Source organism: Xanthomonas sp. NCPPB 3005, from assembly GCF_041228095.2.
GTDB lineage: Bacteria > Pseudomonadota > Gammaproteobacteria > Xanthomonadales > Xanthomonadaceae > Xanthomonas_A > Xanthomonas_A bonasiae.
The window spans coordinates 1,663,487-1,687,597 of the sequence record NZ_CP166096.2 but is presented as its reverse complement, the minus strand read 5'-3'; the positions used below and the strand labels follow the sequence as shown (position 1 = coordinate 1,687,597).

General features: G+C 68.7%; 22 protein-coding genes. 7 read left to right on the top strand and 15 right to left on the bottom strand.

What is annotated here, in order from left to right; translation table 11 throughout:
- Positions 1 to 54 precede the first annotated feature (54 nt).
- A complete protein-coding gene (locus AB8810_RS07180) occupies positions 55 to 1,902 on the top strand; it encodes a sulfotransferase (RefSeq protein WP_369915965.1) in 1,848 nt (615 codons plus the stop codon).
- Positions 1,899 to 2,465 carry a 2OG-Fe(II) oxygenase gene (locus AB8810_RS07175; protein ID WP_179566345.1) on the top strand — a complete coding sequence of 189 codons (567 nt, stop codon included), beginning with the start codon at positions 1,899 to 1,901 and terminating at the stop codon, positions 2,463 to 2,465. The genes AB8810_RS07180 and AB8810_RS07175 overlap by 4 nt, the downstream gene beginning before the upstream one ends.
- 69 nt (positions 2,466 to 2,534) lie before the next feature.
- On the opposite strand, the gene AB8810_RS07170 is transcribed toward AB8810_RS07175, so the two are convergent.
- Together AB8810_RS07170 and AB8810_RS07165 are read right to left on the bottom strand one after the other, a co-directional pair.
- Positions 2,535 to 3,827 carry an aspartyl/asparaginyl beta-hydroxylase domain-containing protein gene (locus tag AB8810_RS07170; RefSeq protein ID WP_369915964.1) on the bottom strand — a complete coding sequence of 431 codons (1,293 nt, stop codon included), beginning with the start codon at positions 3,825 to 3,827 and terminating at the stop codon, positions 2,535 to 2,537.
- A complete protein-coding gene (locus tag AB8810_RS07165; protein WP_184410732.1) occupies positions 3,827 to 4,438 on the bottom strand; it encodes a TetR/AcrR family transcriptional regulator in 612 nt (203 codons plus the stop codon). The genes AB8810_RS07170 and AB8810_RS07165 overlap by 1 nt, the downstream gene beginning before the upstream one ends.
- A gap of 139 nt (positions 4,439 to 4,577) precedes the next feature.
- Between AB8810_RS07165 and AB8810_RS07160 the strand changes: the two genes are divergently transcribed.
- The 3 genes from AB8810_RS07160 to AB8810_RS07150 all read left to right on the top strand — a co-directional run bounded on the left by AB8810_RS07160 (position 4,578) and on the right by AB8810_RS07150 (position 8,524).
- Positions 4,578 to 5,498, top strand: a complete 921-nt coding sequence (locus AB8810_RS07160) for an alpha/beta fold hydrolase (protein WP_369915963.1) — start codon at positions 4,578 to 4,580, stop codon at positions 5,496 to 5,498.
- On the top strand, positions 5,495 to 7,975 hold the full coding sequence (locus AB8810_RS07155; protein ID WP_191826542.1) for an acyl-CoA dehydrogenase: 2,481 nt from the start codon (positions 5,495 to 5,497) through the stop codon (positions 7,973 to 7,975). The genes AB8810_RS07160 and AB8810_RS07155 overlap by 4 nt, the downstream gene beginning before the upstream one ends.
- Positions 7,976 to 8,044: 69 nt before the next feature.
- The gene (locus AB8810_RS07150) at positions 8,045 to 8,524 is read left to right on the top strand and encodes a hotdog fold domain-containing protein (RefSeq protein WP_179566355.1); all 480 of its coding nucleotides are present in this window, start codon (positions 8,045 to 8,047) and stop codon (positions 8,522 to 8,524) included.
- Positions 8,525 to 8,555: 31 nt separating this feature from the next.
- On the opposite strand, the gene AB8810_RS07145 is transcribed toward AB8810_RS07150, so the two are convergent.
- The gene (locus AB8810_RS07145; RefSeq protein WP_179566357.1) at positions 8,556 to 8,909 is read right to left on the bottom strand and encodes a DUF1304 domain-containing protein; all 354 of its coding nucleotides are present in this window, start codon (positions 8,907 to 8,909) and stop codon (positions 8,556 to 8,558) included.
- A gap of 81 nt (positions 8,910 to 8,990) precedes the next feature.
- Positions 8,991 to 10,301 (bottom strand): NTP/NDP exchange transporter, encoded by a 1,311-nt coding sequence (locus AB8810_RS07140; RefSeq protein ID WP_369915962.1) that lies wholly within the window; start codon positions 10,299 to 10,301, stop codon positions 8,991 to 8,993.
- 177 nt (positions 10,302 to 10,478) lie between these two features.
- Here AB8810_RS07140 and AB8810_RS07135 point away from each other — a divergent pair, with 177 nt between their 5' ends.
- Entirely contained in the window at positions 10,479 to 12,077 is a 1,599-nt protein-coding gene (locus AB8810_RS07135) for a GMC family oxidoreductase (protein WP_369915961.1), read from the top strand.
- A gap of 27 nt (positions 12,078 to 12,104) precedes the next feature.
- Here the strand turns inward: AB8810_RS07135 and AB8810_RS07130 are convergent, their stop codons facing one another.
- Positions 12,105 to 13,001, bottom strand: coding sequence for a DMT family transporter (locus tag AB8810_RS07130; protein ID WP_179566361.1), 897 nt, complete (start codon positions 12,999 to 13,001; stop codon positions 12,105 to 12,107).
- A 316-nt stretch (positions 13,002 to 13,317) separates the two neighbouring features.
- Here AB8810_RS07130 and AB8810_RS07125 point away from each other — a divergent pair, with 316 nt between their 5' ends.
- Positions 13,318 to 14,670 (top strand): serine hydrolase, encoded by a 1,353-nt coding sequence (locus AB8810_RS07125; RefSeq protein WP_179566363.1) that lies wholly within the window; start codon positions 13,318 to 13,320, stop codon positions 14,668 to 14,670.
- Between the two features lie 1,174 nt (positions 14,671 to 15,844).
- Here AB8810_RS07125 and AB8810_RS07120 read toward each other — a convergent pair.
- From AB8810_RS07120 to nudE, 10 genes are all read right to left on the bottom strand, one after another.
- Positions 15,845 to 16,303, bottom strand: coding sequence for a histone H1-like repetitive region-containing protein (locus AB8810_RS07120; protein ID WP_369915960.1), 459 nt, complete (start codon positions 16,301 to 16,303; stop codon positions 15,845 to 15,847).
- Positions 16,304 to 17,598: 1,295 nt separating this feature from the next.
- Positions 17,599 to 17,994 (bottom strand): glycine cleavage system protein GcvH, encoded by a 396-nt coding sequence (gcvH, locus tag AB8810_RS07115; RefSeq protein ID WP_179566367.1) that lies wholly within the window; start codon positions 17,992 to 17,994, stop codon positions 17,599 to 17,601.
- Positions 17,995 to 18,094: 100 nt separating this feature from the next.
- On the bottom strand, positions 18,095 to 19,201 hold the full coding sequence (gcvT, locus tag AB8810_RS07110) for a glycine cleavage system aminomethyltransferase GcvT (RefSeq protein ID WP_206229121.1): 1,107 nt from the start codon (positions 19,199 to 19,201) through the stop codon (positions 18,095 to 18,097).
- A 254-nt stretch (positions 19,202 to 19,455) separates the two neighbouring features.
- Complete coding sequence (locus tag AB8810_RS07105; RefSeq protein ID WP_179566371.1) at positions 19,456 to 19,887, bottom strand: NfeD family protein; 432 nt, start codon at positions 19,885 to 19,887, stop codon at positions 19,456 to 19,458.
- Positions 19,888 to 19,890: 3 nt separating this feature from the next.
- Positions 19,891 to 20,859, bottom strand: coding sequence for an SPFH domain-containing protein (locus AB8810_RS07100; RefSeq protein WP_179566373.1), 969 nt, complete (start codon positions 20,857 to 20,859; stop codon positions 19,891 to 19,893).
- Positions 20,860 to 20,927: 68 nt separating this feature from the next.
- On the bottom strand, positions 20,928 to 21,230 hold the full coding sequence (locus AB8810_RS07095; RefSeq protein ID WP_179566375.1) for a DUF962 domain-containing protein: 303 nt from the start codon (positions 21,228 to 21,230) through the stop codon (positions 20,928 to 20,930).
- Positions 21,231 to 21,382: 152 nt separating this feature from the next.
- Entirely contained in the window at positions 21,383 to 21,706 is a 324-nt protein-coding gene (locus tag AB8810_RS07090) for a YnfA family protein (RefSeq protein ID WP_179566377.1), read from the bottom strand.
- On the bottom strand, positions 21,703 to 22,548 hold the full coding sequence (gene mazG, locus AB8810_RS07085) for a nucleoside triphosphate pyrophosphohydrolase (RefSeq protein ID WP_369916638.1): 846 nt from the start codon (positions 22,546 to 22,548) through the stop codon (positions 21,703 to 21,705). Before mazG ends, AB8810_RS07090 begins: the two co-directional genes overlap by 4 nt.
- A 207-nt stretch (positions 22,549 to 22,755) precedes the next feature.
- Positions 22,756 to 23,556 carry a 3'(2'),5'-bisphosphate nucleotidase CysQ gene (cysQ, locus tag AB8810_RS07080; RefSeq protein WP_179566381.1) on the bottom strand — a complete coding sequence of 267 codons (801 nt, stop codon included), beginning with the start codon at positions 23,554 to 23,556 and terminating at the stop codon, positions 22,756 to 22,758.
- Entirely contained in the window at positions 23,553 to 24,107 is a 555-nt protein-coding gene (gene nudE, locus AB8810_RS07075) for an ADP compounds hydrolase NudE (protein WP_179566383.1), read from the bottom strand. Before nudE ends, cysQ begins: the two co-directional genes overlap by 4 nt.
- Between the last annotated feature and the right edge of the window lie 4 nt (positions 24,108 to 24,111).

Sequence of the window (24,111 nt, the reverse complement as noted above, 5' to 3'; positions counted from 1 at the left end):
TGAAGACGGGGCCGCGCGAACCATTCGCGCGGCCCTTTTCATTGGCAGATCCGAATGAACTCACCGCAACTGCAATACGCCATCCAATTGATCGACCAGGGTCAGGCCGAGATGGCCGCCGACCTTTGTCGCAAGGCGCTGGCCAACGCCGCTGGCGATCCTTCCTGGAACACGCTGTTGGCGATGTCGCTGCAACATGCCGGCGATATCGCAGGCGCTGCCGCCATCTATCGGCGGTTGACCGAACTGCAGCCGCACGAATCCGCGCATTGGGCCAATCTCGGCCTGACCCTGCGCACGCTCGGCGAGCACGCCCCGGCCGAGCACGCCTATCGGCAAGCCCTGTCGCTGGCGCCGCAGACGTATCACTACCTGGTCGATTACGGCCTGGTATTGCTGGACAAGGGCGACATCGCCAATGCCCGCCACCGATTCCTCGATGCCGTGGACCTGGACCCCAGCCAGGCCGAGGCACGCATCTATGCCGCGATCGCCTGCTTCGAGTGCGGCGACGCCCAGCGCGCGGCAGCGTTGCTGCCGCCACCGGCGATCTGGCCGCAACTGCCGGACAACCTGCGCGAGGAACTGGCCACCGCCCTGATCCAGGTCGGCCGCACCGATGAAGCCGAAGCGCTGCTCACGCAGAGCCGGCCCGGACAGGCCCCGTCGCTGTCCAACGTCCTCCGCCTGGCCCAGTTGCACGAGCGCACCAACCGTGTCGAACAGGCCAGCGCGCTGTTGGCGCAGGCGGCATCCATGCCGCCGCAGCAGCACGACCGTCAGACCCGCGTGGAGATCCTGCAACTGGAAGCGTCGCTGGCGCAGCGCCGCAAGGACTATGCCGCGGCACGCCACGCAATCGAGAACCTGCTGGAGCTGCAGCCGCACATCCAGGTCCAAGCCATCGCCTATTTCGCTCTTGCCGGCATCGAGGACAAGCAAGGCCATCCCGCCGCCGCGATGGCCATGCTGGAGAAGGCGCATGCCATCCACTTCAAGCTCGCAGCCGATAGCGTGCCGGAGATCGCCTACTCCAACGAAGAGCCGCTGCAGGTCTCCAGCCTGTGGCTGGACGACGCACAGGCGCGCTACGCCGGCGCGCGCAGCGACGCGCCCGGCAGCGACGCCTCGCCGGTGTTCATCGTCGGCTTCCCGCGCTCGGGTACCACCATGCTCGAGCAGATGCTGGACGCGCACCCGGGTTACGCGTCGATGGACGAACGCGCCACCTTGCAGCGCTGCATCGAGTGGATGGAGGCGCAGGGCAAGCGCTATCCCTACGATCTGGGCGCACTTGACGATGCGCAGGTCGAGGCGATGCGCCAGCTGTACTGGTCGGAGATCGCCAAGGTCATCGCGCTGGCCCCGGGCCAGCAGCTGGTCGACAAGAATCCGCTCAACATGCTGCGCCTGCCGATGATCGTGCGCCTGTTCCCGAACGCCAAGATCATCCTCGCCCTGCGCCATCCCTGCGACGTGCTGCTGAGCTGCTACATGCAGAACTTCCGCTCGCCGGCGTTCATGGTGCTGTGCTCCAGCCTGGAGCGCCTGGCCAAGAGCTACGTCAACGCGATGCGGTTCTGGATCCACCACCAGGCGCTGCTGCAGCCGGACCTGCTGATCCTCAAGTACGAGGAAACGGTTGCCGATTTCCCCGCGCAGGTGCAGCGCATCGGCGGCTTCCTCGGCATCGCGCAGCCCGAGTTCCTGGAAGGCTTCAGCCAGCATGCCGCACGCAAGGGCTATATCAGCACGCCCAGCTACTCGCAGGTGGTGGAACCGGTGAACCGGCGTGCGGTGGACCGCTGGCACGCCTACGCGCCGTGGCTGGCCGGCGCGTTGCCGATCCTGCAACCGGTGGCCACGCATTGGGGGTACGACCTGGAGACAGCTGCGCCATGAAAGCACTGAGCGACTACATCCGCAGCTACGACGATGCGCTGCCCGAGGCGTTCTGCCGCCAACTGATCGACGGCTTCGAGGCCTCGCGCGCGCATCACCAGCGCAACGGCAGCAACAGCCGCGCGGCGCTCGGCGACAGCAACTGGACCGAACTGGATGTCGGCAAGCTGGCCGATCCGGCGTTCCTGGGATTCTTCCTGGACAAGATCGAGCACTACCTGGCGCGCTACAACCAGGACCTCGGGCTGACCCTGTCGATCCCGTACCGGCCCACCATCGACCGGCTGATCCTGAAGAAATACCAGGTCGGCGGCAGCGACCGCTTCCAGCCGCACTTCGATTCGATCGACGAGGTGTCCGAACGCTACCTGGTGTTCCTGTGGTACCTCAACGATGTGGCCGAGGGCGGCACCACGCGCTTCTGCGACCTGGACGTGGAGACCGTGCCGCGCACCGGCAGGCTGCTGATGTTCCCGCCGTACTGGATGTACCAGCACGTCGGCAACCCGCCGGTCTCCAACGACAAGTACATCCTCTCCACCTACCTGATGTTCAAGCGCTGAGCGGCGCGTGCCGGCCCGACGCCGGGTGCTTGGAGCGGGCCGCGCGCGGCGTCCCGCCGACTGCGCCCGCTACAGGCCAGCGCGCAGGTTGAACGCGCCGATCGTCTCGATCAGCTGCCGCAGCGCCAGGGTCTCGGCTTCTTCCAGGTCCGGATGCCAGGTGTCCAGGATCATCACCACCCGCAGCTGATCGCTGTGGTTCCAGGCCTGGTGCAGGCAGGTGTCGTTGAAGGTGACCAGTTGCCCGACCTGCCAGTGGTGGGCGATGCCGGACACCTCCAGCGCGCACTCCGGCGGCACGATCAGCGGCAGATGGGTGACCACGCGCGAGTTGCTGACGCCATAGTGCGGCTTGATCGTGGTACCGGGCGCCAGGATCGAGAACAGCACCTCCGGCGCGTGCAGGTCGATCCGGGTCAACGGCACATGCGCCAGCGCCGCCGCGGTGACCGGGCAACGCTGCAGGTTCTCGGCATGCGCAACGCCGTGCCGATAGAAGAAATAGGCATCCCAGGCGCCATCGCCGTGCTTGGCGCTGAGATAGTCCTGCGGCGTGGCGCCGTTGCTGAAATCCAGGAACGGTTGCACCGCCTGGCGCGACGCCAGCACCTGCCGCACTTCGTTGCAGATGCCCTCGGTGGCGGCCTGCAGCCGCGCGTACCAGGGGAAACGCGCCGCGCCCAGATACGGCGAGGGATCCAGATCCGGCACATACAGGAAGGTGGGGCGCTGGCCGTCGTCGGCAGGACGCGGCTGCAGCCCCAGATAGATCCGCAGCGCCGCCGTCACACGGCGCAGCGCCGCTTCGCCGAAGCGGTCGATCAGCGGCTGCACCGCCGCCGCGAACAAGGCGTGCCGCCCCTGGTCGATCCGCGCCATCGCCGCGATCACCCGCGGCCGCAACTCCGGCGCGGTGCTGTGCTGATCGAGCCAGCGGCCCTTGGCCTGCGCGGCGTGCACCGCGGCGAAATACATCGGCAAGGCGTCGTCGCCGCGCCCCACCGCATCCAGGCTCTCGGCGTAGCACAGCCGCACCAGGAACGCGTCCGCCGACAGCTGCAAGGCCTGTTCGAACGCCGGCAACGCCTGCGCATGCTCGCCCAGCCGGGCCAGGCAGATGCCCAGCCGGCTGCACGCCTCCAGGCTCGGTTCGGCGGCGGCCACCAGGGCCCAGGCCTGGGCGGCGCGCGCGATCTCGCCGCTCTCCATCAGCAGCATCGCGTGCATGCGCCGCAGCGTCACATCGTCCGCCGCCGTGGCCAGCACCTGTTCGCACAGCGCATCGGCACGCCGATGGTCGCCCTGGGCGAGATGGCGGCGCACTTGCTCGTGCACGCTGGCGCGGGTCAGTTCCTGGAACATCAGCCGGGAATCAGGGTCACGATCACGTGTTCGACGTAGGCCTCGAACTCCTCGCGCGCCTGCTTGGGCTGGTGCAACTGCAGCGACAACTGCAGGAAGCCGACGTAGGCCGCGTAGGCCAGGCGGGCGCGGTGCTGGGCATCGGTGCGGCTGAGGCCGGCCTGGCGGAACGAAGCGATCAGGTACTCCATGCGCCGCTGCGAGACCCGGTCGATGACCGGGCGCACCGCCGGATGGTCCAGCGCCTTCAGCAGCTCGCTGTAGATGATGTGCGGCTTGACCTCGTGCGCGACCAGCTGGAACAGCGCGCGCAGCCGGGTGCGCGGATCCGGCACCTCTTCCAGGCTGCCGAACACCTGCTGCTGCTCGACCAGTTCCCAGCGCTCCAGCGCCGCCTGCAGCAACGCATCGCGCGAGGGGAAGTGCCAGTAGAAGCTGCCCTTGGTCACGCCCAGACGCCGTGCCAAGGGCTCCACCGCCACCGCGTTGACGCCCTGTTCGGCGATCAGGTCCAGTGCCGCCTGCGCCCAATCTTCGGCGCTGAGTCGGTTGTTGCGGCCACCGCTGGGAGCGGCGGCATCGTCGGTGGTAGACACGGAGGCATTGTTCATCCGTCGATTTAACCATACGGGGAAGTCGGTTGCAGTATGTGCCCTCCATGAATCGCACGCAAATGCCCGGCAGCATTGGCTTTTCGTTTCCATACTGCATCGTATTGACATCGCTGCCGGCTCATCCATACTAGCTCGTATGGTTTCCTCTCCTTCCAGCATGCCGATTGCGGCCTCCGCCCTGCTCGCCGGCGCGGACGACATGCAATTGGCCGCGACCGTCACCGAACCCGGCGCTGCGGGCAGCGTGCTGTTCGCGCACGGCTTCGGGCAGACCCGGCATGCCTGGATGGCCAGCGCCGCGGCGTTGCAGGCGCACGGCTATCGCAGCGTCGCCTACGACGCGCGCGGCCATGGCGACTCCACGCGCAATCCCGCCGCCCTGCCTTACCGCGGCGAGCAATTCACCGACGACCTGATCGTGGTCGCCGGCGAAATGGCGCCGGCGCCGGTGCTGGTGGCCGCCTCGATGGGCGGGCTGTTCGGGCTGATGGCCGAGGCGCGCTGGCCGGGGCTGTTCCGCGCGATGGTGCTGGTCGACATCACCCCGCGCTGGCAGCCGGCCGGGGTCGAACGCATCCTCGCCTTCATGACCGCGCATCCGCACGGCTTCGCCACGCTGGACGCCGCCGGCGATGCCATCGCCGCCTATCTGCCGCAGCGCGCGCGCAAGTCGCCCGATGCGCTGCGCAGCGTCCTGCGCCGGCACGCCGACGGCCGCTGGTACTGGCACTGGGACCCGCGCCTGGTCGAGGAGCTGGCGCGCGACAGCGAGCAGCACCAGGACGCGATCGCGCAGGCCGCGAGCAAGGTGCATTGCCCGGTGCTGCTGGTCAGCGGCGGGCGCAGCGACCTGGTCACACCGCAGACCATCGAAGAATTCCTGTCGTTGGTGCCGCATGCGCAGCATGTGCACCTGCCCGAAGCCACGCATATGCTGGCCGGCGACGACAACGCCGCGTTTACCGCCACTGTGTTGCATTATCTGGACGCACTGCCACCGGCTAGCGCCGGCGCACCGTCCGCCGTCACCGAGCAAGTCCCCGGAGCAAGCCCATGAGCATCGTCGCACCCTTCCTCGTGTTGTTGTTGGCAGGCGCCTTCGCCGCCTATCACCGCATGCGGCTCGCCGTCTGGGCCGCGCTGAGCGCCACGCTGCTGGTCGCATGCTGGCTGCTCGGCGCCAGCCACACCGCCACCATCGTCGCCGCCGTGCTGCTGGCGCTGGTCGCGGTGCCGCTGCTGTTGCCGTTCGTGCGCAAGCCGCTGCTCACCGCGCCGATGCTGAAGGTGTTCCGCAAGGTACTGCCGCCGCTGTCGCAGACCGAGCGGATCGCGCTGGAAACCGGTTCGGTCGGCTTCGAGGGCGAACTGTTCACCGGCGACCCGGACTGGCAGAAGCTGCTCGATTATCCGAAGCCGCAGCTGACCGCCGAGGAGCAGGCCTTCCTCGACGGCCCGGTGGAAGAGCTGTGCCGGATGACCAACGACTGGGAAATCACCCACGTCCATGCCGACCTGCCGCCGGAGCTGTGGAGCTTCGTCAAGAAGCACAAGTTCTTCGGCATGATCATTCCCAAGGAATACGGCGGCCTGGGTTTCTCCGCGCTGGCCCACCACAAGGTGATCCAGAAGATCGCTTCGGTCTCGAGTGTGGTCAGCTCCACCGTCGGCGTGCCAAATTCGCTGGGCCCGGGCGAACTGCTGCTGCACTACGGCTCCAAGGAACAGAAGGACTATTACCTGCCGCGTCTGGCGGTCGGCCAGGAAGTGCCGTGCTTCGGCCTGACCGGCCCGTTCGCCGGCTCCGATGCGACCTCGATTCCCGACTACGGCATCGTCTGCAAGGGCGAGTGGAATGGCGCCAACGTGCTCGGCGTCAAGCTGACCTTCGACAAGCGCTACATCACCCTGGCGCCGGTGGCCACGCTGGTCGGCCTGGCGTTCCGCATGTACGACCCGGACGGCCTGATCGGCGACACCAAGGACATCGGCATCACCCTGGCGCTGCTGCCGCGCGAAACCCCCGGCGTCGAGATCGGCCGCCGCCACTTCCCGCTGAACTCGCCGTTCCAGAACGGCCCGATCCACGGCCGCGAGGTGTTCATCCCGCTCAGCCAGCTGATCGGCGGCGTGGACATGGTCGGCAAGGGCTGGAACATGCTCAACGAGTGCCTGGCCGTGGGCCGCTCGATCACACTGCCCTCCACCGCCAGCGGCGGCGCCAAGTACGGCGCGATCGTCACCGGCGCCTATGCGCGCATCCGCAAGCAGTTCGGCCTGTCGGTCGGCCGCTTCGAGGGCGTGGAAGAGGCGCTGGCGCGGATCGGCGGCAAGGCCTATGCGATCAGCGCGCTATCGCAGGCGACCGCCGCGGCAGTGGACCGCGGCGACGTGCCGTCGGTGCCGTCGGCGATCGCCAAGTACCACTGCACCACGATGAGCCGCGAGGTCATCAGCGACGTGATGGACGTGGTCGGCGGCAAGGGCATCATCCTCGGGCCGCGCAACTTCGCCGGCCGCAGCTGGCAGGCGGCGCCGATCGCGATCACGGTGGAAGGCGCCAACATCATGACCCGCAGCCTGCTGATCTTCGGCCAGGGCGCGATCCTGTGCCATCCGTGGGTGATGAAGGAAATGAAGGCCGCCGGCAATCCGGACCACAAGGCCGGCGTCGACGAGTTCGACCGCAACCTGTTCGGCCATATCGGCTTCGCGATCTCCAACGCGGTGCGCTCGCTGTGGTTCGGCCTGACCGCCGCACGCATCGGTGCCGCGCCCGGCGACGCCTACACCCGCCGCTTCTTCCGCAAGCTGGACCGCTATTCGGCGAACCTGGCGCTGATGGCCGACGTGTCGATGCTGATGCTCGGCGGCAAGCTGAAGTTCAAGGAATCGCTGTCCGGCCGCCTGGGCGACGTGCTGAGCCATATCTACATGACCAGCGCGATGCTCAAGCGCTACCACGATGACGGCGCGCCGGCGACCGACCAGCCGCTGCTGGCCTGGGCGTTCCACGACAGCGTGCACAAGATCGAGCTGGCGCTGTCGGCGGCGTTGCGCAACTTCCCGATCCGTCCGGTGGGCTGGCTGATGTGGGCGCTGATCTTCCCGTGGGGCCGCCGCGCCGAAGCCCCGGGCGACCGCCTGGGCCACCGCGTCGCCGCGCTGCTGATGACGCCGAACGAAGCCCGCGACCGTCTGGGCCAGGGCGTGTTCCTGACCCCGTGCGAGAACAATCCGGGCGGCCGCATCGCCAGCTACCTGACCAAGGCGGTGCTGGCCGAGCCGGTCGAGCGCAAGTTCCTGAAGGCGCTCAAGAGCAAGGGCATCGAGGCGCTGGACTTCGCCTCGCAGCTGGACGAGGCGGTGCGCGAAGGCGTGCTGTCGGCCGACGAGCGCCGCCAGTTGGAGGAACTGCGCGAGATCACCATGGACACGATCAGCGTGGACGATTTCGACGCCGACGAACTGCGCTCGGCCAGCTACTACCACCGTGCCACGGCCGGCGACGACCATTCGCGCGAAGCGGCCTGAGATCCATTCGGCAATGCGCTCACCACGACGGCGGACTTCGGTCCGCCGTCTTCATTTGAGGCACGCACCATGAGCAAACTGCTGTCGCTCTATCGACGCATGCAGCGCTGGCCGGCCGGGCAATGGCTGTTTTCCCGCGCCGTGTGCTTCAAGGCGCCCTACTTCGCCAGCATCGCCCCGCGCATCACCGTGCTGCAGCCGGGCCGCTGCGAGGCGCGCATCGCGCATCGGCGGCGGGTCAGCAACCACCTCGGCACCGTGCATGCGATCGCGTTGTGCAACCTGGCCGAGTTGGCCGGCGGGGTCATGGTCGATGCCAGCCTGCCGCCGTCGATGCGCTGGATCCCCAAAGGCATGCGCGTCGAATACCGCAGCAAGGCCAACGGCACGATGCACGCGGTGGCGACGCCGGACGTGGCGATCGTGGCCGCCGACAGCGGCTACGAGCTGCCGGTCAGCGTGGAGATCCGCGACGCGCGCGAACAGGTGGTGTTCTTCGCCAGCATCGCCATGTGGGTGTCGCCGCGCGCGAAGGCAGCGAACGGCTGAGGCGGCACCGCGATGCCGGCGCGCAGCCGGCTCAATACGCCAGCAGCACCGCCGCGCTCGCCAGCGCCGCCGGCAGCGCCTGCACGAACAGGATGCGGCGGCTGACGCTCCACGCGCCGTACAGGCCGGCCACGACCACGCAGCCCAGGAAGAACAGCATCACGTCCACGCGCTGCGCCGCCACGCCCCAGCCCAGGCCGGCGGCGAGGAAGCCGTTGTACAGGCCCTGGTTGGCCGCCAGCACCTTGGTCAGCTGCGCCTTGTCCGGCGTGTTGCGGAACACCTTCATGCCCAGCGGCCGCGTCCACAGGAACATCTCCAGCACCAGGATGTAGACGTGCAGCAAGGCCACCAGGCATACCAGGATCGAGGCCAGCAGGGTCATGCGCGCGTCCATCGGCGAAAGAGGATGCACAGCATAGCGGCTGGCGCGGCGGCCGGCAGCGGGGGCGTACGGCGCGCGGGATCAGCGCGCCGGGGACGTCTCTGCCGCTGCAACGGGCGCGGTGCTTTCGACCGCACGCGCCAGGCGCCAGCCGATGACGCCGGAGAGCGTCGCCGCCAGCGCCGCCAGCGCGGCGAAACCGGGCACGCCCATGCCCAGCCCGCGCAGGCCGATCATCGCAGAGGAGACGGCCACGTCGCCGGCACGCCACACCGCCGTATCCACTGCGTTCTTGCCCTGGTAGCGCAGCTGCCGCGGCACCCGCGTGTACAGCGATTCGCGCGCCGGGCCGACCATGCCGTAGGTCAGCGAACGGGTGATCACCACCGGCAGCACCACCCAGGGCACGATCCACACCGCCAGGGCATAGGGATCGGGCGACAACGCGGTCGCCACCAGCGTGCCCACGCTGATCAGCGCCCATAGCGCGATCACCGCGCCGGCGCCCTTCTTCATCAGCAGCCAGCGGGTCACGGTGATCTGCACGGCGACCTGCAACACGTTGGCCAGCATATCGATATTGGCAGCGAACTCGGTACGCTCGACCGCGTTGTGGAAGGTGGCGCCGGAGTAATCGGTCATCAGCGCATAGCCGGCCGTGCCGATGCAATCGCCCAGCAACATCAGCAGCGCCATGCCGCGCATGAACGGATTGGCCAGGATCTGTTTGAGGCCGTCGAACATGCCCCCACCGACCGCCGCTTCGTGGCCGGCGTCGTGGCGGCGCGCGCCATGCACCCGCGCCCAGCGCCCGAGCAGGATCACGCATGCCAGCGCCATACCGAGCAGCGCCGCCGACACCAGCAGCAGCGGCGCCACACCGATCACCCCGACCAGCCCGCGGGTCAGCAGCGGCCCGGCCACCGCGCCGGCGGTGCCGCCCAGGCCGATCAGCGGGAACAGCCGCCGCGCCTGTTCGTTGCTCCAGATATCGGCCATGAAGCTCCAGAACACCGACACCACGAACAAATTGAACACGCTGACCCAGACGAAGAACACGACGCCCAGCGCACGCGGACCAAGCCCGCCGTAGCCGCTGAACAGCGGCACGAAGCCGATCAGGCACAGCGCGAAAAACACGTACACCGCCGGCACCACGATCCGCCGCGGCCAACGCGCCGCCATCCAGGCGAACAGCGGGGTCAGCAGCAGCGTGGCGACGAAGGTCGCCATGTAGAACCAGGGCAGTTGGGTCGAGCCGACCGCCGCGGCCAGCTGCTCGCGCACCGGGCGGATCACGTAGTAAGCCGACAGCACGCAGAAGAAATAGACGAAGGACAGCAGCACCGCGCGCAGCTCGCCGGTCTGGACGCGCTTGTTTTCCGCTTGCATCGGCCTGCCGTTCGCCGTGTGGTTGCGCGCACGTTAGCCGATGCACTGCAACATCGCCAGCGCCGCCGACACGCGCAGACCCACGCCCATCGCGGCGTCCGCAATCCCGCGGCGCGGCCGAGCATATGCTCTATCCCCGGCGACTAGCGTCGGCGCCACGAAACAGGGGGACCGCGGGTGTACGACTACATCATCATCGGCGCAGGCTCGGCAGGCTGCGTGCTGGCCAACCGGCTCAGCGAGGATCGCGATTGCAAGGTGCTGCTGATCGAGGCCGGGCCGCGCGACCGCAATCCCTTCATCCACATGCCGGCGGGCCTGGCGCGGCTGACCGGCAACCGCCGCATCAACTGGAACTACCTCACCGCGCCGGAGCCGGCCTTGAACGATCGGCGCCTGTGGTGGCCGCGCGGCAAGGTGCTGGGCGGCTCCAGTTCGATCAACGCGATGTGCTACGTGCGCGGCGTGCCCGCCGACTACGACGACTGGGCCGCCGACGGCGCCGAGGGTTGGGACTGGCAGGGCGTGCTGCCGTATTTCCGCCGCAGCGAACGCAACAGCCGCGGCGGCGATGCGCTGCACGGCGGCGACGGGCCGCTACACGTGTCCGATCTGCGCTACCACAACCCGCTGTCGGACGTGTTCATCGCTGCCGGTGAGCAGGCCGGTTTCGCCCACAACCGCGATTTCAACGGCCCGCAGCAACAGGGCGTGGGCCTGTACCAGGTCACCCAGAAGGACGGCGCGCGCTGCTCGGCGGCGGTCGCCTATCTGGCGCCGGTGCAGGCGCGCGCCAACCTGCAGGTGATCACCGACGCGCTGGTGCTGCGCCTGCTGCTCGAGGGCGAGCGCGTGGTCGGCGTGGCCTACGCGCAACGCGGCGCCGAAGTGCAGGCGCGGGCCGCGCGCGAGGTGCTGCTCAGCGCCGGCGCGGTGAACTCGCCGCAATTGCTGATGCTTTCGGGCATCGGCCCGGCCGACGAACTGCAGCGCCATGGCATCACGGTGCGCCTGGACCAGCCGCAGATCGGCGCCAACCTGCAGGACCATCTGGACGTGTGCACGCTGTACCGCACCCGCCCGGGCATCAGCTACGACCGCCGCAACCAGCTGAAGATCGCCTTCGACTATTTCCTGCGCGGTCACCGCGGCGCCGGCAGCAGCAACATCGCCGAAGCCGGCGGCTTCATCCGCTCGCCGCTGGCGCCGGACGCGCGCGCCGACATCCAGCTGCATTTCGTGCCGGCGATGCTCGACGACCACGGCCGCAACCGGTTGCCCGGCGACGGCTTCACCCTGCACGCCTGCCACCTGCAGCCGCGCAGCCGCGGCCGCCTGTCGCTCAACGACGCCGACCCGCGCACGCCGGCGCGGATCCAGGCGAACTACCTCAGCGATCCGGACGGCTTCGACCTGCGCATGCTGGTGGAATGCGCGCGCCTGGCGCGGCGCATCCTGCAGCAGCCGGCGTTCGATCCCTGGCGCGGCGCGCCGCTGCTGCCGGCACGCGACGACCTGGACGACGCCGGCCTGGTCGCCTACATCCGCGCCAAGGCCGAGACCATCTACCACCCGATCGGCACCTGCCGCATGGGCAACGATGCGCAGGCGGTGGTCGATCCGCAACTGCGCCTGCGCGGACTGGAAGGGTTGCGCGTGGTCGATGCATCGGTGATGCCGCGCCTGGTCAGCGGCAACACCAACGGCCCGACGATGATGATCGCCGAGCGCGCCGCCGACCTGATCCGCAGCCACAGCGTGCTGCGCGACGGCTGAGGCGCAGCGTGCGGGTCTACCCGCGCCTCACCGCGCGCGCCCTGCCAGCCACACGCCCAGCGCCGCCAGCGCGAAGCCGCACAGCTTCAGCGCGGTCAGGTGCTCGCCGAGCAGCACGTGGCCGAACACCGCGGTCACCGGCGGCATCAGGAAGAACAGGCTCGCCACCTGGGTGGCGGCGCCGCGTCGCAGCAGCAGGAACAGCAACGCGAAGCCGCCGATCGAATTGACCAGCACCAGCCACGCCATCGCCGCGACGAAGCCGTCGCTGGCCTGGAAGCGGAAGCCTTCCCACGCCGCCAGCGGCAGCAGCACCAGCGTCGCCGCGGCGTTCTGCACCGCCAGCCCAACGCGCAGATCGAGCTGCGCGGCATGCCGCTTCTGGTACAGGGTGCCGGCGGCGATGCCGAACAGGCCCACCAGCAAGGCCAGCCAGCCGCCCCACGGCGTCGCCCCGTCGATGCGGTCGGCGGCCACCGTGGCGACGCCGGCGAAGCCCAGCGCCATGCCCAGCCACTGCGCCGCGCGCAAGCGCTGGCCGCCCCACCATGGGCTGGCCCAGGCCACCAGCAGCGGCATCGCCCCGATCACCAGCGCGGCCACGCCGGAACCGGTGCCCAGCGCGAAGGCGGCGTAGACCCCGCCGAACTGCAAGGCGAGCATCAACACCCCGGCCACGGCGCTGCGTGCCAGTTCCTGCCGCGGCAGCGCCTGCAAGCGTGCGGGACCGGCAGCCAGCGCGAAGCACAGCGCGGTCAGGCCGAAGCGCCACAGCAGCGCGGTGAACGGCGCCGCATGCGCCACCACCTGCTTGCCGGCGATGTAGCCGGTGCACCAAACCAGCACGAAGGCCAGTCCCAGCCAGGTCGCGGCGGCCGGCGCCGTACGCGCGGCGGGGATCGGGGGAAGGTCGGGATCGGGCATGCGCCATGATCCCGCAGCGGTACCGCGCCGTCACTGCGCTGGCAACGGTTCAGCCTGGCCGGCGGCGACCGCAGCGGCTTCGGCACATCGATTGCATGCGTTTCAGGCACCCGCCGCGCCGTTGCGGCAACCGCGGCGGACGCCGCGTTGCCGGCCTTGTCGGCCCGGCAAAATCACCAGCAGGATCAAGACGATGCCCATTCATCTTCTCCCGGTTTGTGCAATGGCGAAAAGCGGCGCTAGAATCGGTTTCGGCAGCACCTCACAGGCCACACGCGCGATGAAACAGAACAGCAGGCACCGGCTCCTTCGACCGGTGGCAACCGGGTTGCTCGGGGCATTGCTGCCCTTTGCGATGTCCTCCACCGCGCAGACGCCGGCGCCCTCGCAGCCGCTGCCGCCGCCGATCTACACCGAGGCCACGCGCTACACCTCGCCGACCCAGCCGTTGCCGTACCGCGCCTCGCTGCCGGAGAGCAAGGTGCTGCCGCTGGCCAGGGACTTCGATGTCGCCAGCCTGGAAGCGATGGCCGAGCAGCTCACCTACGGCGAGCGCGTGCCCGGCCTGGCGGTGGCGATCGTGCACAACGGCCAGGTGATCAGCGCGCGCGGCTACGGCGTCACCGACGTCAACCGCCCCGAGCCGGTGGATGCGCACACCGTGTTCCGCCTGGCCTCGCTGTCCAAGGCCTTCGCCGGCACCATGGCCGGCCTGCTGGTCAACGACGGCACCCTGCGCTGGGACAGCAAGGTCGTCGACTACGTGCCCGGCTTCCAGCTCAGCGATCCGGTCGCCACCCGCCAGTTGAACGTGGCCGACCTGCTCAGCCATCGCGTCGGCCTGACCTATAACGCCTACGACCGCGACGTCGAATCCAATACCGACTACTACACGCTCAGCCACAAGCTCGCCTACGCGCCGCTCAAGTGCGCGCCGGGCGACTGCTACGCCTACCAGAACGTCGCCTTCAGCCTGATCGGCGACGTGGTGTTCGCCGCCTCCGGCAGCTTCTACGAGCAGTCGGTGGAGCGCCGCATCTTCAAGCCGCTGGGCATGAACGACGCCAGCATGGGCCTGGCCGGGATCCAGGCCAGCCCGCGCTGGGCGCGCCCGCACGTGCGCAGCCGCAACGGCTGGGTGTCGCTGATGCCCAAGCCCACCTACTACCGGCTGGCCCCGGCCGCCGGCGTCAACGCCAGCATCAGCGACATGGCGCAGTGGCTGATCGCGCAGACCGGGCACCGTCCGGACGTGCTGCCGGCGCCGCTGCTGGCCACGCTGCACGCGCCGCTGATCACCACCCCGGGCGAGATGCGCTCGGGCTGGCGCCGCGAGCGGGTCAATTCGGCCAGCTACGCGCTGGGCTGGCGCATCTTCGATTACTCGGGCCACCAAGTGGTGTTCCATGCCGGCGCGGTGCAGGGCTATCGCGGCCTGGTCGCGCTGGTGCCGGAACGCGACCTGGGCGTGGCGATCCTGTGGAACGGCGAGAGCGGCCTGCCCTCCGGCCTGTTGCCGACCATCCTGGACCGCGCGATCGGCCTGCCGACGCAGCGCTGGCTGGACGTGGACACCGACTTCGGCAGCGACAACATGATGGCCGAGCGTCCGGATCCGAAGGACAAGAAGGGCGCCTCCTCGTCCAAGTCGACCGCGTCGCCGCACTGACGCAGGCGGTCTCCCGATGGTTCGGCGGAAGGCGGCGCGAGCCGCCTTTCTGCTGTCTGCGCGCTGGTTTCGGGAGACCTGCGCTCCGGCGCGACAGGATCTGGTGAGGCTGCGCAAGCCAGCAATTGCGACGGCCCCGACGTCGATGGAATCCAGGCGATACGGTCGCGGCTGAAGCCGCTCCTACAGGGGAGCGGCACGCGGTAGCGGCTCGGCCAACATCGAAGCGCTGCTTGAAGCCATCGACCGAAAAACCTTGGTTGCGTCGACCGTCATCCGTCACTACGACAACCGGCGCCGGATCAGCTGCGGACACCCGCGCAGAAGTCCCATCAAGCGAATAGAGCCCCTCTCCCATCGGGAGAGGGGTTGGGGTGAGGGTCCGGGCGAAGCCTCGCGGCAAGAGGTTGCCGAGGGTCCGGGCGAAGCCTCGCCGCAAGAGGTTGCTGAGGGTCGGGCGCAGCCTCGCGGCAAGAAGCTGCCGTGAGGATCCGGGCCAAGCCTCATGGCAATGAGTGCGCATGGCGACGCACGTCCACCTCGCCCCACACGCGTCGCTACGCACGCACCCTCATCCGGCGCTGCGCACCACCGCCCTCCCCCGGTGGTCCAGTTGGAGGCGCAGGATCAGTCAGCCAGCCCGAGCAGCAGGCCGGCACTGCAGCGATGGGGTTGCCAGCACCTCAGCGCCTGCCCGCTCGCACTCGCACGCTCCACGCCGGCGCCGCCAGCGCGCGCGGCACCGGCGCATGGAGCACGGTGCGGATGGTTTGAAAACGCCGAGGCTGCCAGCACGACATCGCAGCGCCGCCGGGATGCCCTCGCGCAGACGAAAGCGAGGAGCCGAGCGGCGGCGTCGACCACGTCGCCTGCGGCAGCGAGGCAGCCGCTTGGCGAACTCGCGCAGCATCGCCGCCTGCAGCGCAGTCGGAATTTCAGTGCAGGCCGGGCACGCGCCCGGCGGCGAGAGAACACGATGGCGGCAACAGCGCCGGCGCGGGGACTGGCCACCGTGCAGGCGACACGTCGGCGGCAGATGGGCGGCAGGTCGGTGCCATGTCGACGCCGGCAAGCAGCTGGTCGCGGCGACGGCAGACGGACGCCCATAAAAAAGCTCCCTCCCCGCTGGGCACCGGGGAGAGAGCTCTAGGTACGGCTATCGGGATGGATCAGATCAGATCAGCGGCGCGGGCGTTGCCGGCAGCGCGACCGGAGCGGTCTTCTTCTTGCGGGCAACCGGCTTCTTCTTCGCGACGGCCTTCTTGGCGACGGCCTTCTTCGCGGCCGGCTTCTTGGCAGCCGACTTCTTCACCGCCTTCTTGGAGACGGCCTTCTTCGCGGTCTTCTTTACGGCCTTCTTAGCGGTGGCCTTCTTCGCGGTCTTCTTGGTGGCGGCCTTCTTGGCGGTCGCCTTCTTCGCCGTCTTCTTTACCGCCTTCTTCGCGGTGGTCTTCTTGGCGGTGGCCTTCTTGATGGCCTTCTTCACCTTGGCGACCTTCTTGGCGACTTTCTTGGCGACCTTCTTGACCGCCTTCTTTACCGAGACCTTCTTCGCTGCCGGCTTCTTGGCGGCAGTCTTCTTGACCGCTTTCTTAGCGGCCGGCTTCTTTTTCGCAGCTTTTTTCGTGGCCATGGGATGGCTCCTCGTCAGTGAACTATGGATTGAAAACGCCCAGTTAAAGCAAACCCGCGGCGATGGTCCGCCTGCAGGATCCGCCGGCGCGTAGTGCGGGCCGGGTCGGATACAGAAACACCCGTATCGAAGCTCGATACGGGTGTCGTGCCAGGGGAGACGTTGCGTTTCTCGGAGGGAAGCGACACCTGATCCACCATCGTCAGGTTCCTGGTGGAGGTCCAAGTTGTGCTTCGCGTTCTGATGTCGATCCGATTCACTCGCTTGCGCAGCAACGTCTGCTGGGCGAAACCTAATCACGCTTTTTTTTACTGTCAACAGTTCTACGCAATTTTTTTTCAGGCGTCGCGTGCCGCGAGCGCACCGATCGTCGCGATCGGCGGCCCCGGGACCTCGACGACAGCCGTTGCGAAACCCGCGGCGAAACTTCGACGCAAACAAAAACAGCGGTAATTCCCGTGCTTTTTTGCAACACGCCGAGGCGACCGGCCGTTTCGCGCGCTGCCGCGCGCGGCGCTGGCGGCATCCAGGCACGCGCACGCGAGCCTGTCCGCAAGCTGAAAAAAACTTTTCGCGGCATGCGCCGTTCCGGCATCGCACAAGAGCAAATGCGCAAAACTGCGCAAACTTTTTCGCGTTGTTCGGCGCTTGCGAGCGCGCGTGCGCGGCGCCTCGCAGTGCATCGCCGCCGCGACGACGATGCCGTTGTAGCGTCCGCATGTCTGCGCATGCTCCTCACCGGCACATCACGCACACGCGACCGGATGCGTCGCGCGTGCTGTTGCCGCCGCGTCCGCTGCCGAGTGCGTGTCTCGCCTCGAGCGACCCGCAGCACCGCGCGCGCACGCCACGACGAACACACCCGACCGGACGAACGCGACGCCGCCGGCCGACACTGGCCGCAGCGCAGCAAGCGCTGCTGCGATCGGCAGACGCCGCGCCCGCGACGCCCGACTGCGATGCACATCACCGTCACTGCCAAAAAACCGGCGCGACGTTCGCCGCGTCCAGGCACCGCTGCAGCGGCGCCGCCTTCCAGCACGTGGCGACCGTGTCGTGCGCGTCGATGCGTGCGGCGCGGCCGGCATCCGCCGCCTGGCGCGGCGCATCCGGCGCCTGCGTTGCGTCCGCTCGCCGCTACGCCGCCCACGCGGACATGCCGATCGCCCGATCAGCAAACGTCGCGGACTGTCGACAGCGCGCTACGCTTCCTGCCGCCGCTTTCGTTTGTGCCGCACAAACGAAAACCGGCCGCACAAGGCGGCCGGTTCGGCTGTCGCGACGTGGGGCTCGGCTCAGTGGCCGTCTTCCTCGAGCAGCTCGGCGTAGTCGTCCGGCGTCAGCAGGTCGTTCAACTGCTCCGGATCGGCGATCTCCAGCACGAAGATCCAGCCTTCGCCGTAGGCATCCTCGTTGATCGTCTCCGGCTTGTCGCTGAGTGCGGCATTGACCTCGACCACCTTGCCGGTGAGCGGGCTGTACACGTCCGACGCGGCCTTGACCGACTCGACCACGGCCACGCCGTTGCCGGCGACGACCTCGTCGCCGACGTTGGGCAGCTCGACATAGACCAGGTCGCCGAGCAGGCCCTGGGCATGTTCGGAGATGCCGACGGTGACGCGACCGTTGCCTTCGACGCGCGCCCATTCATGGGACTTGAGGAATTTGAGGTCGCCAGGGATCTCGCTCATGGGGCTGCTCCGGAAAAAGACGGTATCGGGGATGGGTGGCTAGTGTAGCGAACCGGATGCTCCGCAACGACGTCGCGGGCGCATTGCGGCGGCCGCCGGTTCAATCGAGGACGCCGGGCTGGACCTGGCCTTCGCGCACGAACGGGAACTTGACCACGCGCACCGGCACCTCCTTGCCGCGGATGTCCACCCGCACCTGCCCGGGGTCGCCGGCCGGCACGCGCGCGAACGCGATCGCCTTGCCCAGCGTCGGCGAGAACGTGCCGGACAGGATCTCGCCGTCGCCCTGCGCGGTGAGCACCTTCTGGCCGTGGCGCAGCACGCCCTTCTCGTCCATCACCAGGCCGATCATCTGCCGCGGCGCGCCGTTGGCCTTCTGCGCCTCGAGCACATCGCGGCCGATGAACACGCGGCCCTCGTCCAGCGCCACGGTCCAGGCCAGCGCCGCCTCGTACGGCGACACACTGTCGTCCATGTCCTGCCCGTACAGGTTCATGCCGGCCTCCAGGCGCAGCGTGTCGCGCGCGCCCAACCCGGCCGGCTTGACCCCCGCTTGCAGCAGCGCGTTCCAGAACGCCACCGCCTGCTCCTGCGGCAGCACGATCTCGAAACCGTCCTCGCCGGTGTAGCCGGTGCGCGCGACGAACAGCGCCACGCCGTCGGTCGAGGTCGCCTCGAACGCGGCAAAGCGGCCCAGCTTCTGCACCGCGGCACGGTCGTCCTCGCGCAGCAGGCCGATCGCCTTGGCGCGCGCATTCGGGCCCTGCACCGCGATCATCGCGAAGTCCTCGCGCTCGCGCACCTCCACGCCGAACGCCTGCGCCTGCGCGCCGATCCAGGCCAGGTCCTTGCTGCGCGTGGCGGCGTTGACCACCAGGCGGAAGAAGGTGTCGGACATGTAGTAGACGATCAGGTCGTCGATCACCCCGCCCTGCGGGTTGAGCATGCAGGTGTACAGCGCCTTGCCCGGCAGCTTCAGCTTGTCTACCGAGTTGGCCAGCAGGTGGCGCAGGAACCCGCGCACCTGCGTGCCATGCAGGTCGACCACGGTCATGTGGCTGACGTCGAACATGCCGGCGTCGCGGCGCACCTGATGATGCTCGTCGATCTGCGAGCCGTAGTGGATCGGCATGTCCCAGCCGCCGAAGTCGACCATCTTGGCGCCGAGGGCGCGATGGCTGTCGTTGAGGATGGTCTTCTGGGTCATGGCGCGGGTCCGTGAGGAAAGTCGCCCATTATCGCCGCCGAGCGGCCGGGATTGGAGATTCGGGATTGGGGGATTCGGGGCGGCCGCATACGATCCCGCCCGAAGGCACGCCGTTGTAGGAGCGGCTTCAGCCGCGACAGGCATTATCAGAGATTGTGTCGCGGCTGAAGCCGCTCCTACAACGGATGCATGCAGCATGCGGAGATGCCGCGCACGCACGGCAGCCTCCCAATCCCCAATCCCCAATCCCGGCCCTACTCCGCCTGCACCAACAGCGTCATCCCATCCACCCCGACGATGCGCACCGCGCTGCCGGCCGGCAGATCGGGGCCGCCGACCACCCAGAACGCGTCGTCGACCTTGGCGCGGCCGCGGCCGGCCTGGATCGGCTGGTCCAGCGTCACCACCCGGCCGATCAACTGTTCGGCGCGGCGGTTGAGCAGCGGCCGGTCGCTGACCCGGTCGCGGCCGCGGAACCAGGTGCGGTAGATCTGGATCGAGACGAAGCTGAGCACCACGAACGCGCCGATCTGCAGCAGCAGCGCGATGTCCGGCAGCACCAGCACGGCCACGAACACCGCCGCGGCGGCGAAGCCCATCCACAGCATGAACGCGCCCGGCGCCAGCGCCTCGGCCGCGAACAGCAGCAAGGTCAGCGCGCCCCATGCGACCACCTCGGCGCGCATGGCTCAGACTCCGCTGCGCGGCGGCATGCCGCGCGGCACCGCCGGCGGCGCGGATTGCTGCTTGCCCAGCGCCTCGCGCGCCAGTTCGCCGATGCCGGCGATCGAGCCGATGATGCCGCTGGATTCCATCGGCATCAGCACGAACTTCTGGTTCGGCGCGGTGGCCAGTTCCTTGAACGCCTCCACGTACTTCTGCGCGATGAAGTAGTTGATCGCCTGCACGTCGCCCTCGGCGATCGCCTTGGACACCATCGTGGTGGCGCGCGCTTCGGCCTCGGCCAGGCGCTCGCGCGCCTCGGCGTCGCGGAACGCGGCTTCCTTGCGGCCTTCGGCCTCCAGCACCGCCGCCTGCTTCTCGCCCTCGGCGCGCAGGATCTCCGACTGCCGCGAGCCCTCCGCCTCCAGGATCTGCGCGCGCTTCTCGCGCTCGGCCTTCATCTGCCGCGCCATCGAATCGATCAGGTCACGCGGCGGCTGGATGTCGCGGATCTCGATGCGGGTGACCTTGATGCCCCACGGATTGGTCGCATGGTCGACCACGCTGAGCAGCTGCGCGTTGATGGTCTCGCGCTGGCTCAGCGATTCGTCCAGGTCCATCGAGCCGATCACGGTGCGGATGTTGGTCTGCACCAGCGCGATCGTGGCGATCTCCAGGTTCGACACTTCATAGGCGGCCTTGGCCGCGTCCAGCACCTGGAAGAACACCACCCCGTCCACCCGCACCACCGCGTTGTCCTTGGTGATCACGTCCTGGCTGGGCACGTCCAGCACCTGCTCCATCATGTTGACCTTGCGGCCCACGCCGTAGACCACCGGAATCAGGAAGTGCAGGCCGGGCGACAAGGTGTGGGTGTAGCGGCCGAAGCGCTCCACCGTCCACTGGAACCCTTGCGGCACCATGCGCACGGTCTTGAACAGCACGATCACGCCCGCGACCAGAATCACCAGCGCGAGGAAATAGGTGGACGGCATCGACTCGCTCCATTGACCAAAGAAATGAATACGCCGCGAGTATAGCGAGCGCCGGCAGGCCGCCAGCGCTACCAGCGGATACGCCCGAGCAGCATGTCCTTGAACATGACCCAGTCGCCGGCGAACGAATACAGCGGATGGCGGAAGGTGGCCGGGCGGTTCTTTTCGAAGAAGACATGTCCGGCCCAGGCGCAACCGTAGCCGCACAGCGGTGCCGCCCACAGCCAGCGTGGCTGGCCGCTGCAGATCGCCAGCAGCACGATCAGCAGCACCCCGGCGCTGCCGACGAAGTGCAGCCGGCGCGACAGCGGATGCCGGTGCTCGCTCAGGTAGAACGGATAGAACGCGCGGAAACTGTCGAAGCGACGCATGCGTTGGCCCTCCCAGGCAGCGCAGGCACAGCATACGCCGCCGCGCGGGCGCCTACATCAAAGAGGATGGACGCGGCAGCGGGGAACCGCTGCGCAGGACGTAGCGAGCAGGGTGGACCGCCCGCATCTGCACCACGCCCACATTGCGCAGCTCAGGCCTGCCGCGGCGCGAACATGATCACCGCCATGCCCAGCAGGCACAGGCCGGCGCCGAGCAGGTCCCAGCGCGTGGGCCGGATCGATTGCACCGCCCACAGCCACAGCAGCGCCACCGCGATGTAGACGCCGCCGTACGCGGCGTAGACGCGGCCGCTGGCCTCCGGATGCAGGCTCAGCAGCCACACGAACGCGGCCAGGCTGGCGCCCGCCGGCAGCAACAGCCACGCGCTGCGCTGCTCGCGCAGCCACAGGTACGGCAGGTAGCAGCCGACGATCTCGGCCACGGCGGTCAGCACGAACAGCAGCAGTGTCTTCACCGCGCCGCGTCGCGTTCCTGGCGCTTGGCACGCTGCCAGTAGGCTTCCTGCCGGTCCAGCGACACGCCATCCAGCGCGCCGCCGTCGTGCTGCGCCAGCTGCTCCATCGCGCGGAAACGGCGTTCGAATTTCTGGTTGGCATGGCGCAGCGCAGCACCGACATCGACCTGGGCGTGGCGCGCAAGATTGGCGCAGACGAACAGCAGGTCGCCGATCTCGTCCTGCAGCCGCGCCTGGTTGTCCTGCACGGGGCCGCGCGCGAATTCCGCACGCACTTCCTCCAGCTCTTCCTGCACCTTTTCCAGCACCGGCTCCGGCCCCGGCCAGTCGAAGCCGACCCGCGCCGCGCGCGCCTGCAGCTTCACCGCGCGCTGCCATTCCGGCAGGCCGCGGGCGATCCCGGCCAACGCCGAACTGTCGGTCTTGCCGGCCGCGGCGCGCTCGTTGCGCTTGATCTCTTCCCACTTCAGCGTCTGCTGCTCGGCGTCGGCGACCTGGCTGTCGCCGAACACATGCGGGTGCCGGCGCACCATCTTGTCGCAGATCGCGGCGACCACGTCGTCGAAGCCGAAGGCGCCCTGCTCGCGCGCCATCTGCGCATGGAACACCACCTGCAGCAGCAGGTCGCCGAGTTCATCCTTCAGCTCGCCCAGGTCGTTGCGGTCGATCGCATCGGCGACTTCGTACGCCTCTTCGATCGTGTACGCGGCGATGCTGGCGAAATCCTGTTCCAGGTCCCAGGGGCAGCCGTGCGCGCGATCGCGCAGGCGCGCCATGATCTCGAGCAGGGCGGGAAGGTCGTAGCGGGCTGCGGTCACGTGCGGGTTCCGATGCGACGGCAACGGCGCCGCCTGCCGGCTAGTTTGGCAGAGCGGCCCGCGCGATGAGCGGTCGGCGACGGGACCAGCGGCGCGGCGGCGCACGCGAACGACCGGCGGCGCATGGCCGCAACACCGTCATCGCGCCCGGCGACCGAGGGCGCGCATTGCGGCCGCGTCAGCCGCGACGCCGCCTTGCAGGCCATCGCCGCTGCCGGCGACAGCGGGCGCTCAGCCCAGCCAGCTGCGCCACGGCAGCATCGGATCGCCCAGCGCCAGGAAATCACCGTTGAGCAGCGATTCGCGGCGGTTGTAGCGGAACGGCTTGCCGGTATCGGCGGCGAGCAGCGTGCCGCCGGCGGCCTGCAGCACGCACTGGCCGGCGGCGGTGTCCCATTCGGAGGTCGGGCCGAAGCGCGGGTACACGTCCAGCTCGCCGTCGGCGATGCGACAGAACTTCAGCGACGAGCCCTGCGCGATCACCTCGGTCTCGCCCATGCGCAGCAGCAGCGCGTCGGTGCGCGGATCGCGGTGCGAGCGGCTGGCCGCCACCCGCAGCGGCGCGCTGGCCGGCCGCCGCGTGTTCAGCGCGGTGTCGCGGAAACCGTCGCGACGGTACGCCTGCTCGCCGCGCACCGCGTGCCAGACGCGGCCATCGACCGGCGCCTGGACCACGCCGAACACCGGCGCGCCCTGGTGGATCAGCGCGATGTTGACGCTGAACTCGCCGTTGCGCTTGACGAACTCGCGGGTGCCGTCGAGCGGGTCCACCAGCCAGTAGCTGGTCCAGTGCTCGCGCACGTCCCAGGGAATGTGCGCCGATTCCTCGGACAGCACCGGCAGGTCGGGGGTCAGCCGTTCCAAGCCTTCGACGATGATCCGGTGCGCGGCCAGGTCGGCCTGGGTCAGCGGGCTGGCGTCGGCCTTGTGCTCGACGTCGAAGCCGGTGGCGTAGACGGCCATGATCGCCGCGGCGGCGTCGATGGCGATGGCGATGACGGTTTCGCGCAGGTCTGCGGTGATGCGGATCATCCGGTACGACCCAGCCACTCGCGGGCGATGAACAGCGCCGCCAGCGAACGCCCTTCGGAGAAATCCTCACGCAACATCAGTTGGTCCAATTCAGCCAGTTTCCAGGGCACCACTTCTAGTTCCTCCGGCTCGTCGCCGGCAAGTTTTTCGGGATAGAGATCTTGCGCGAGCACCAGCCAGGACTGGTGGCTCATATAGGTGGGCGCCAGGGTCATCGCGCGCAGCACCTGCAGCTGGCGGGCGCCGTAACCGGCTTCTTCCTTGAGTTCGCGGTCGGCCGCCTGCAGCGGCGTCTCGCCGGCATCGATGCGGCCCTTGACCAGGCCCAGTTCGTAGCGGTGCACGCCGGCGGCGTACTCGCGCACCAGCAGCACCGTCTGCGCGTCCAGCATCGGCACCACCACCACCGCGCCGTGGCCGGGGGATTTGAGCCGGTGGAACACGCGCCGTTCGCCGTTGCTGAACTCCAGGTCCAGCTCTTCGACCTTGCGCTCCATGGCCGACTCGCCGCGCTCGCGCAGCGCGTGGATGATCGGCAACGGACGGCTCACGCCG

Excerpts from the sequence above, each read along its gene's own strand:
- AB8810_RS07180 (WP_369915965.1), top strand. The coding sequence starts at position 55 with ATGAACTCACCGCAACTGCAATACGCCATCCAATTGATCGACCAGGGT.
- AB8810_RS07175 (WP_179566345.1), top strand. The coding sequence starts at position 1,899 with ATGAAAGCACTGAGCGACTACATCCGCAGCTACGACGATGCGCTGCCC.
- AB8810_RS07170 (WP_369915964.1), bottom strand. The coding sequence starts at position 3,827 with ATGTTCCAGGAACTGACCCGCGCCAGCGTGCACGAGCAAGTGCGCCGC.
- AB8810_RS07165 (WP_184410732.1), bottom strand. The coding sequence starts at position 4,438 with ATGAACAATGCCTCCGTGTCTACCACCGACGATGCCGCCGCTCCCAGC.
- AB8810_RS07160 (WP_369915963.1), top strand. The coding sequence starts at position 4,578 with ATGGTTTCCTCTCCTTCCAGCATGCCGATTGCGGCCTCCGCCCTGCTC.
- AB8810_RS07155 (WP_191826542.1), top strand. The coding sequence starts at position 5,495 with ATGAGCATCGTCGCACCCTTCCTCGTGTTGTTGTTGGCAGGCGCCTTC.
- AB8810_RS07150 (WP_179566355.1), top strand. The coding sequence starts at position 8,045 with ATGAGCAAACTGCTGTCGCTCTATCGACGCATGCAGCGCTGGCCGGCC.
- AB8810_RS07145 (WP_179566357.1), bottom strand. The coding sequence starts at position 8,909 with ATGACCCTGCTGGCCTCGATCCTGGTATGCCTGGTGGCCTTGCTGCAC.
- AB8810_RS07140 (WP_369915962.1), bottom strand. The coding sequence starts at position 10,301 with ATGCAAGCGGAAAACAAGCGCGTCCAGACCGGCGAGCTGCGCGCGGTG.
- AB8810_RS07130 (WP_179566361.1), bottom strand. The coding sequence starts at position 13,001 with ATGCCCGATCCCGACCTTCCCCCGATCCCCGCCGCGCGTACGGCGCCG.
- AB8810_RS07120 (WP_369915960.1), bottom strand. The coding sequence starts at position 16,303 with ATGGCCACGAAAAAAGCTGCGAAAAAGAAGCCGGCCGCTAAGAAAGCG.
- gcvH (WP_179566367.1), bottom strand. The coding sequence starts at position 17,994 with ATGAGCGAGATCCCTGGCGACCTCAAATTCCTCAAGTCCCATGAATGG.
- gcvT (WP_206229121.1), bottom strand. The coding sequence starts at position 19,201 with ATGACCCAGAAGACCATCCTCAACGACAGCCATCGCGCCCTCGGCGCC.
- AB8810_RS07105 (WP_179566371.1), bottom strand. The coding sequence starts at position 19,887 with ATGCGCGCCGAGGTGGTCGCATGGGGCGCGCTGACCTTGCTGCTGTTC.
- AB8810_RS07100 (WP_179566373.1), bottom strand. The coding sequence starts at position 20,859 with ATGCCGTCCACCTATTTCCTCGCGCTGGTGATTCTGGTCGCGGGCGTG.
- AB8810_RS07095 (WP_179566375.1), bottom strand. The coding sequence starts at position 21,230 with ATGCGTCGCTTCGACAGTTTCCGCGCGTTCTATCCGTTCTACCTGAGC.
- cysQ (WP_179566381.1), bottom strand. The coding sequence starts at position 23,556 with ATGATCCGCATCACCGCAGACCTGCGCGAAACCGTCATCGCCATCGCC.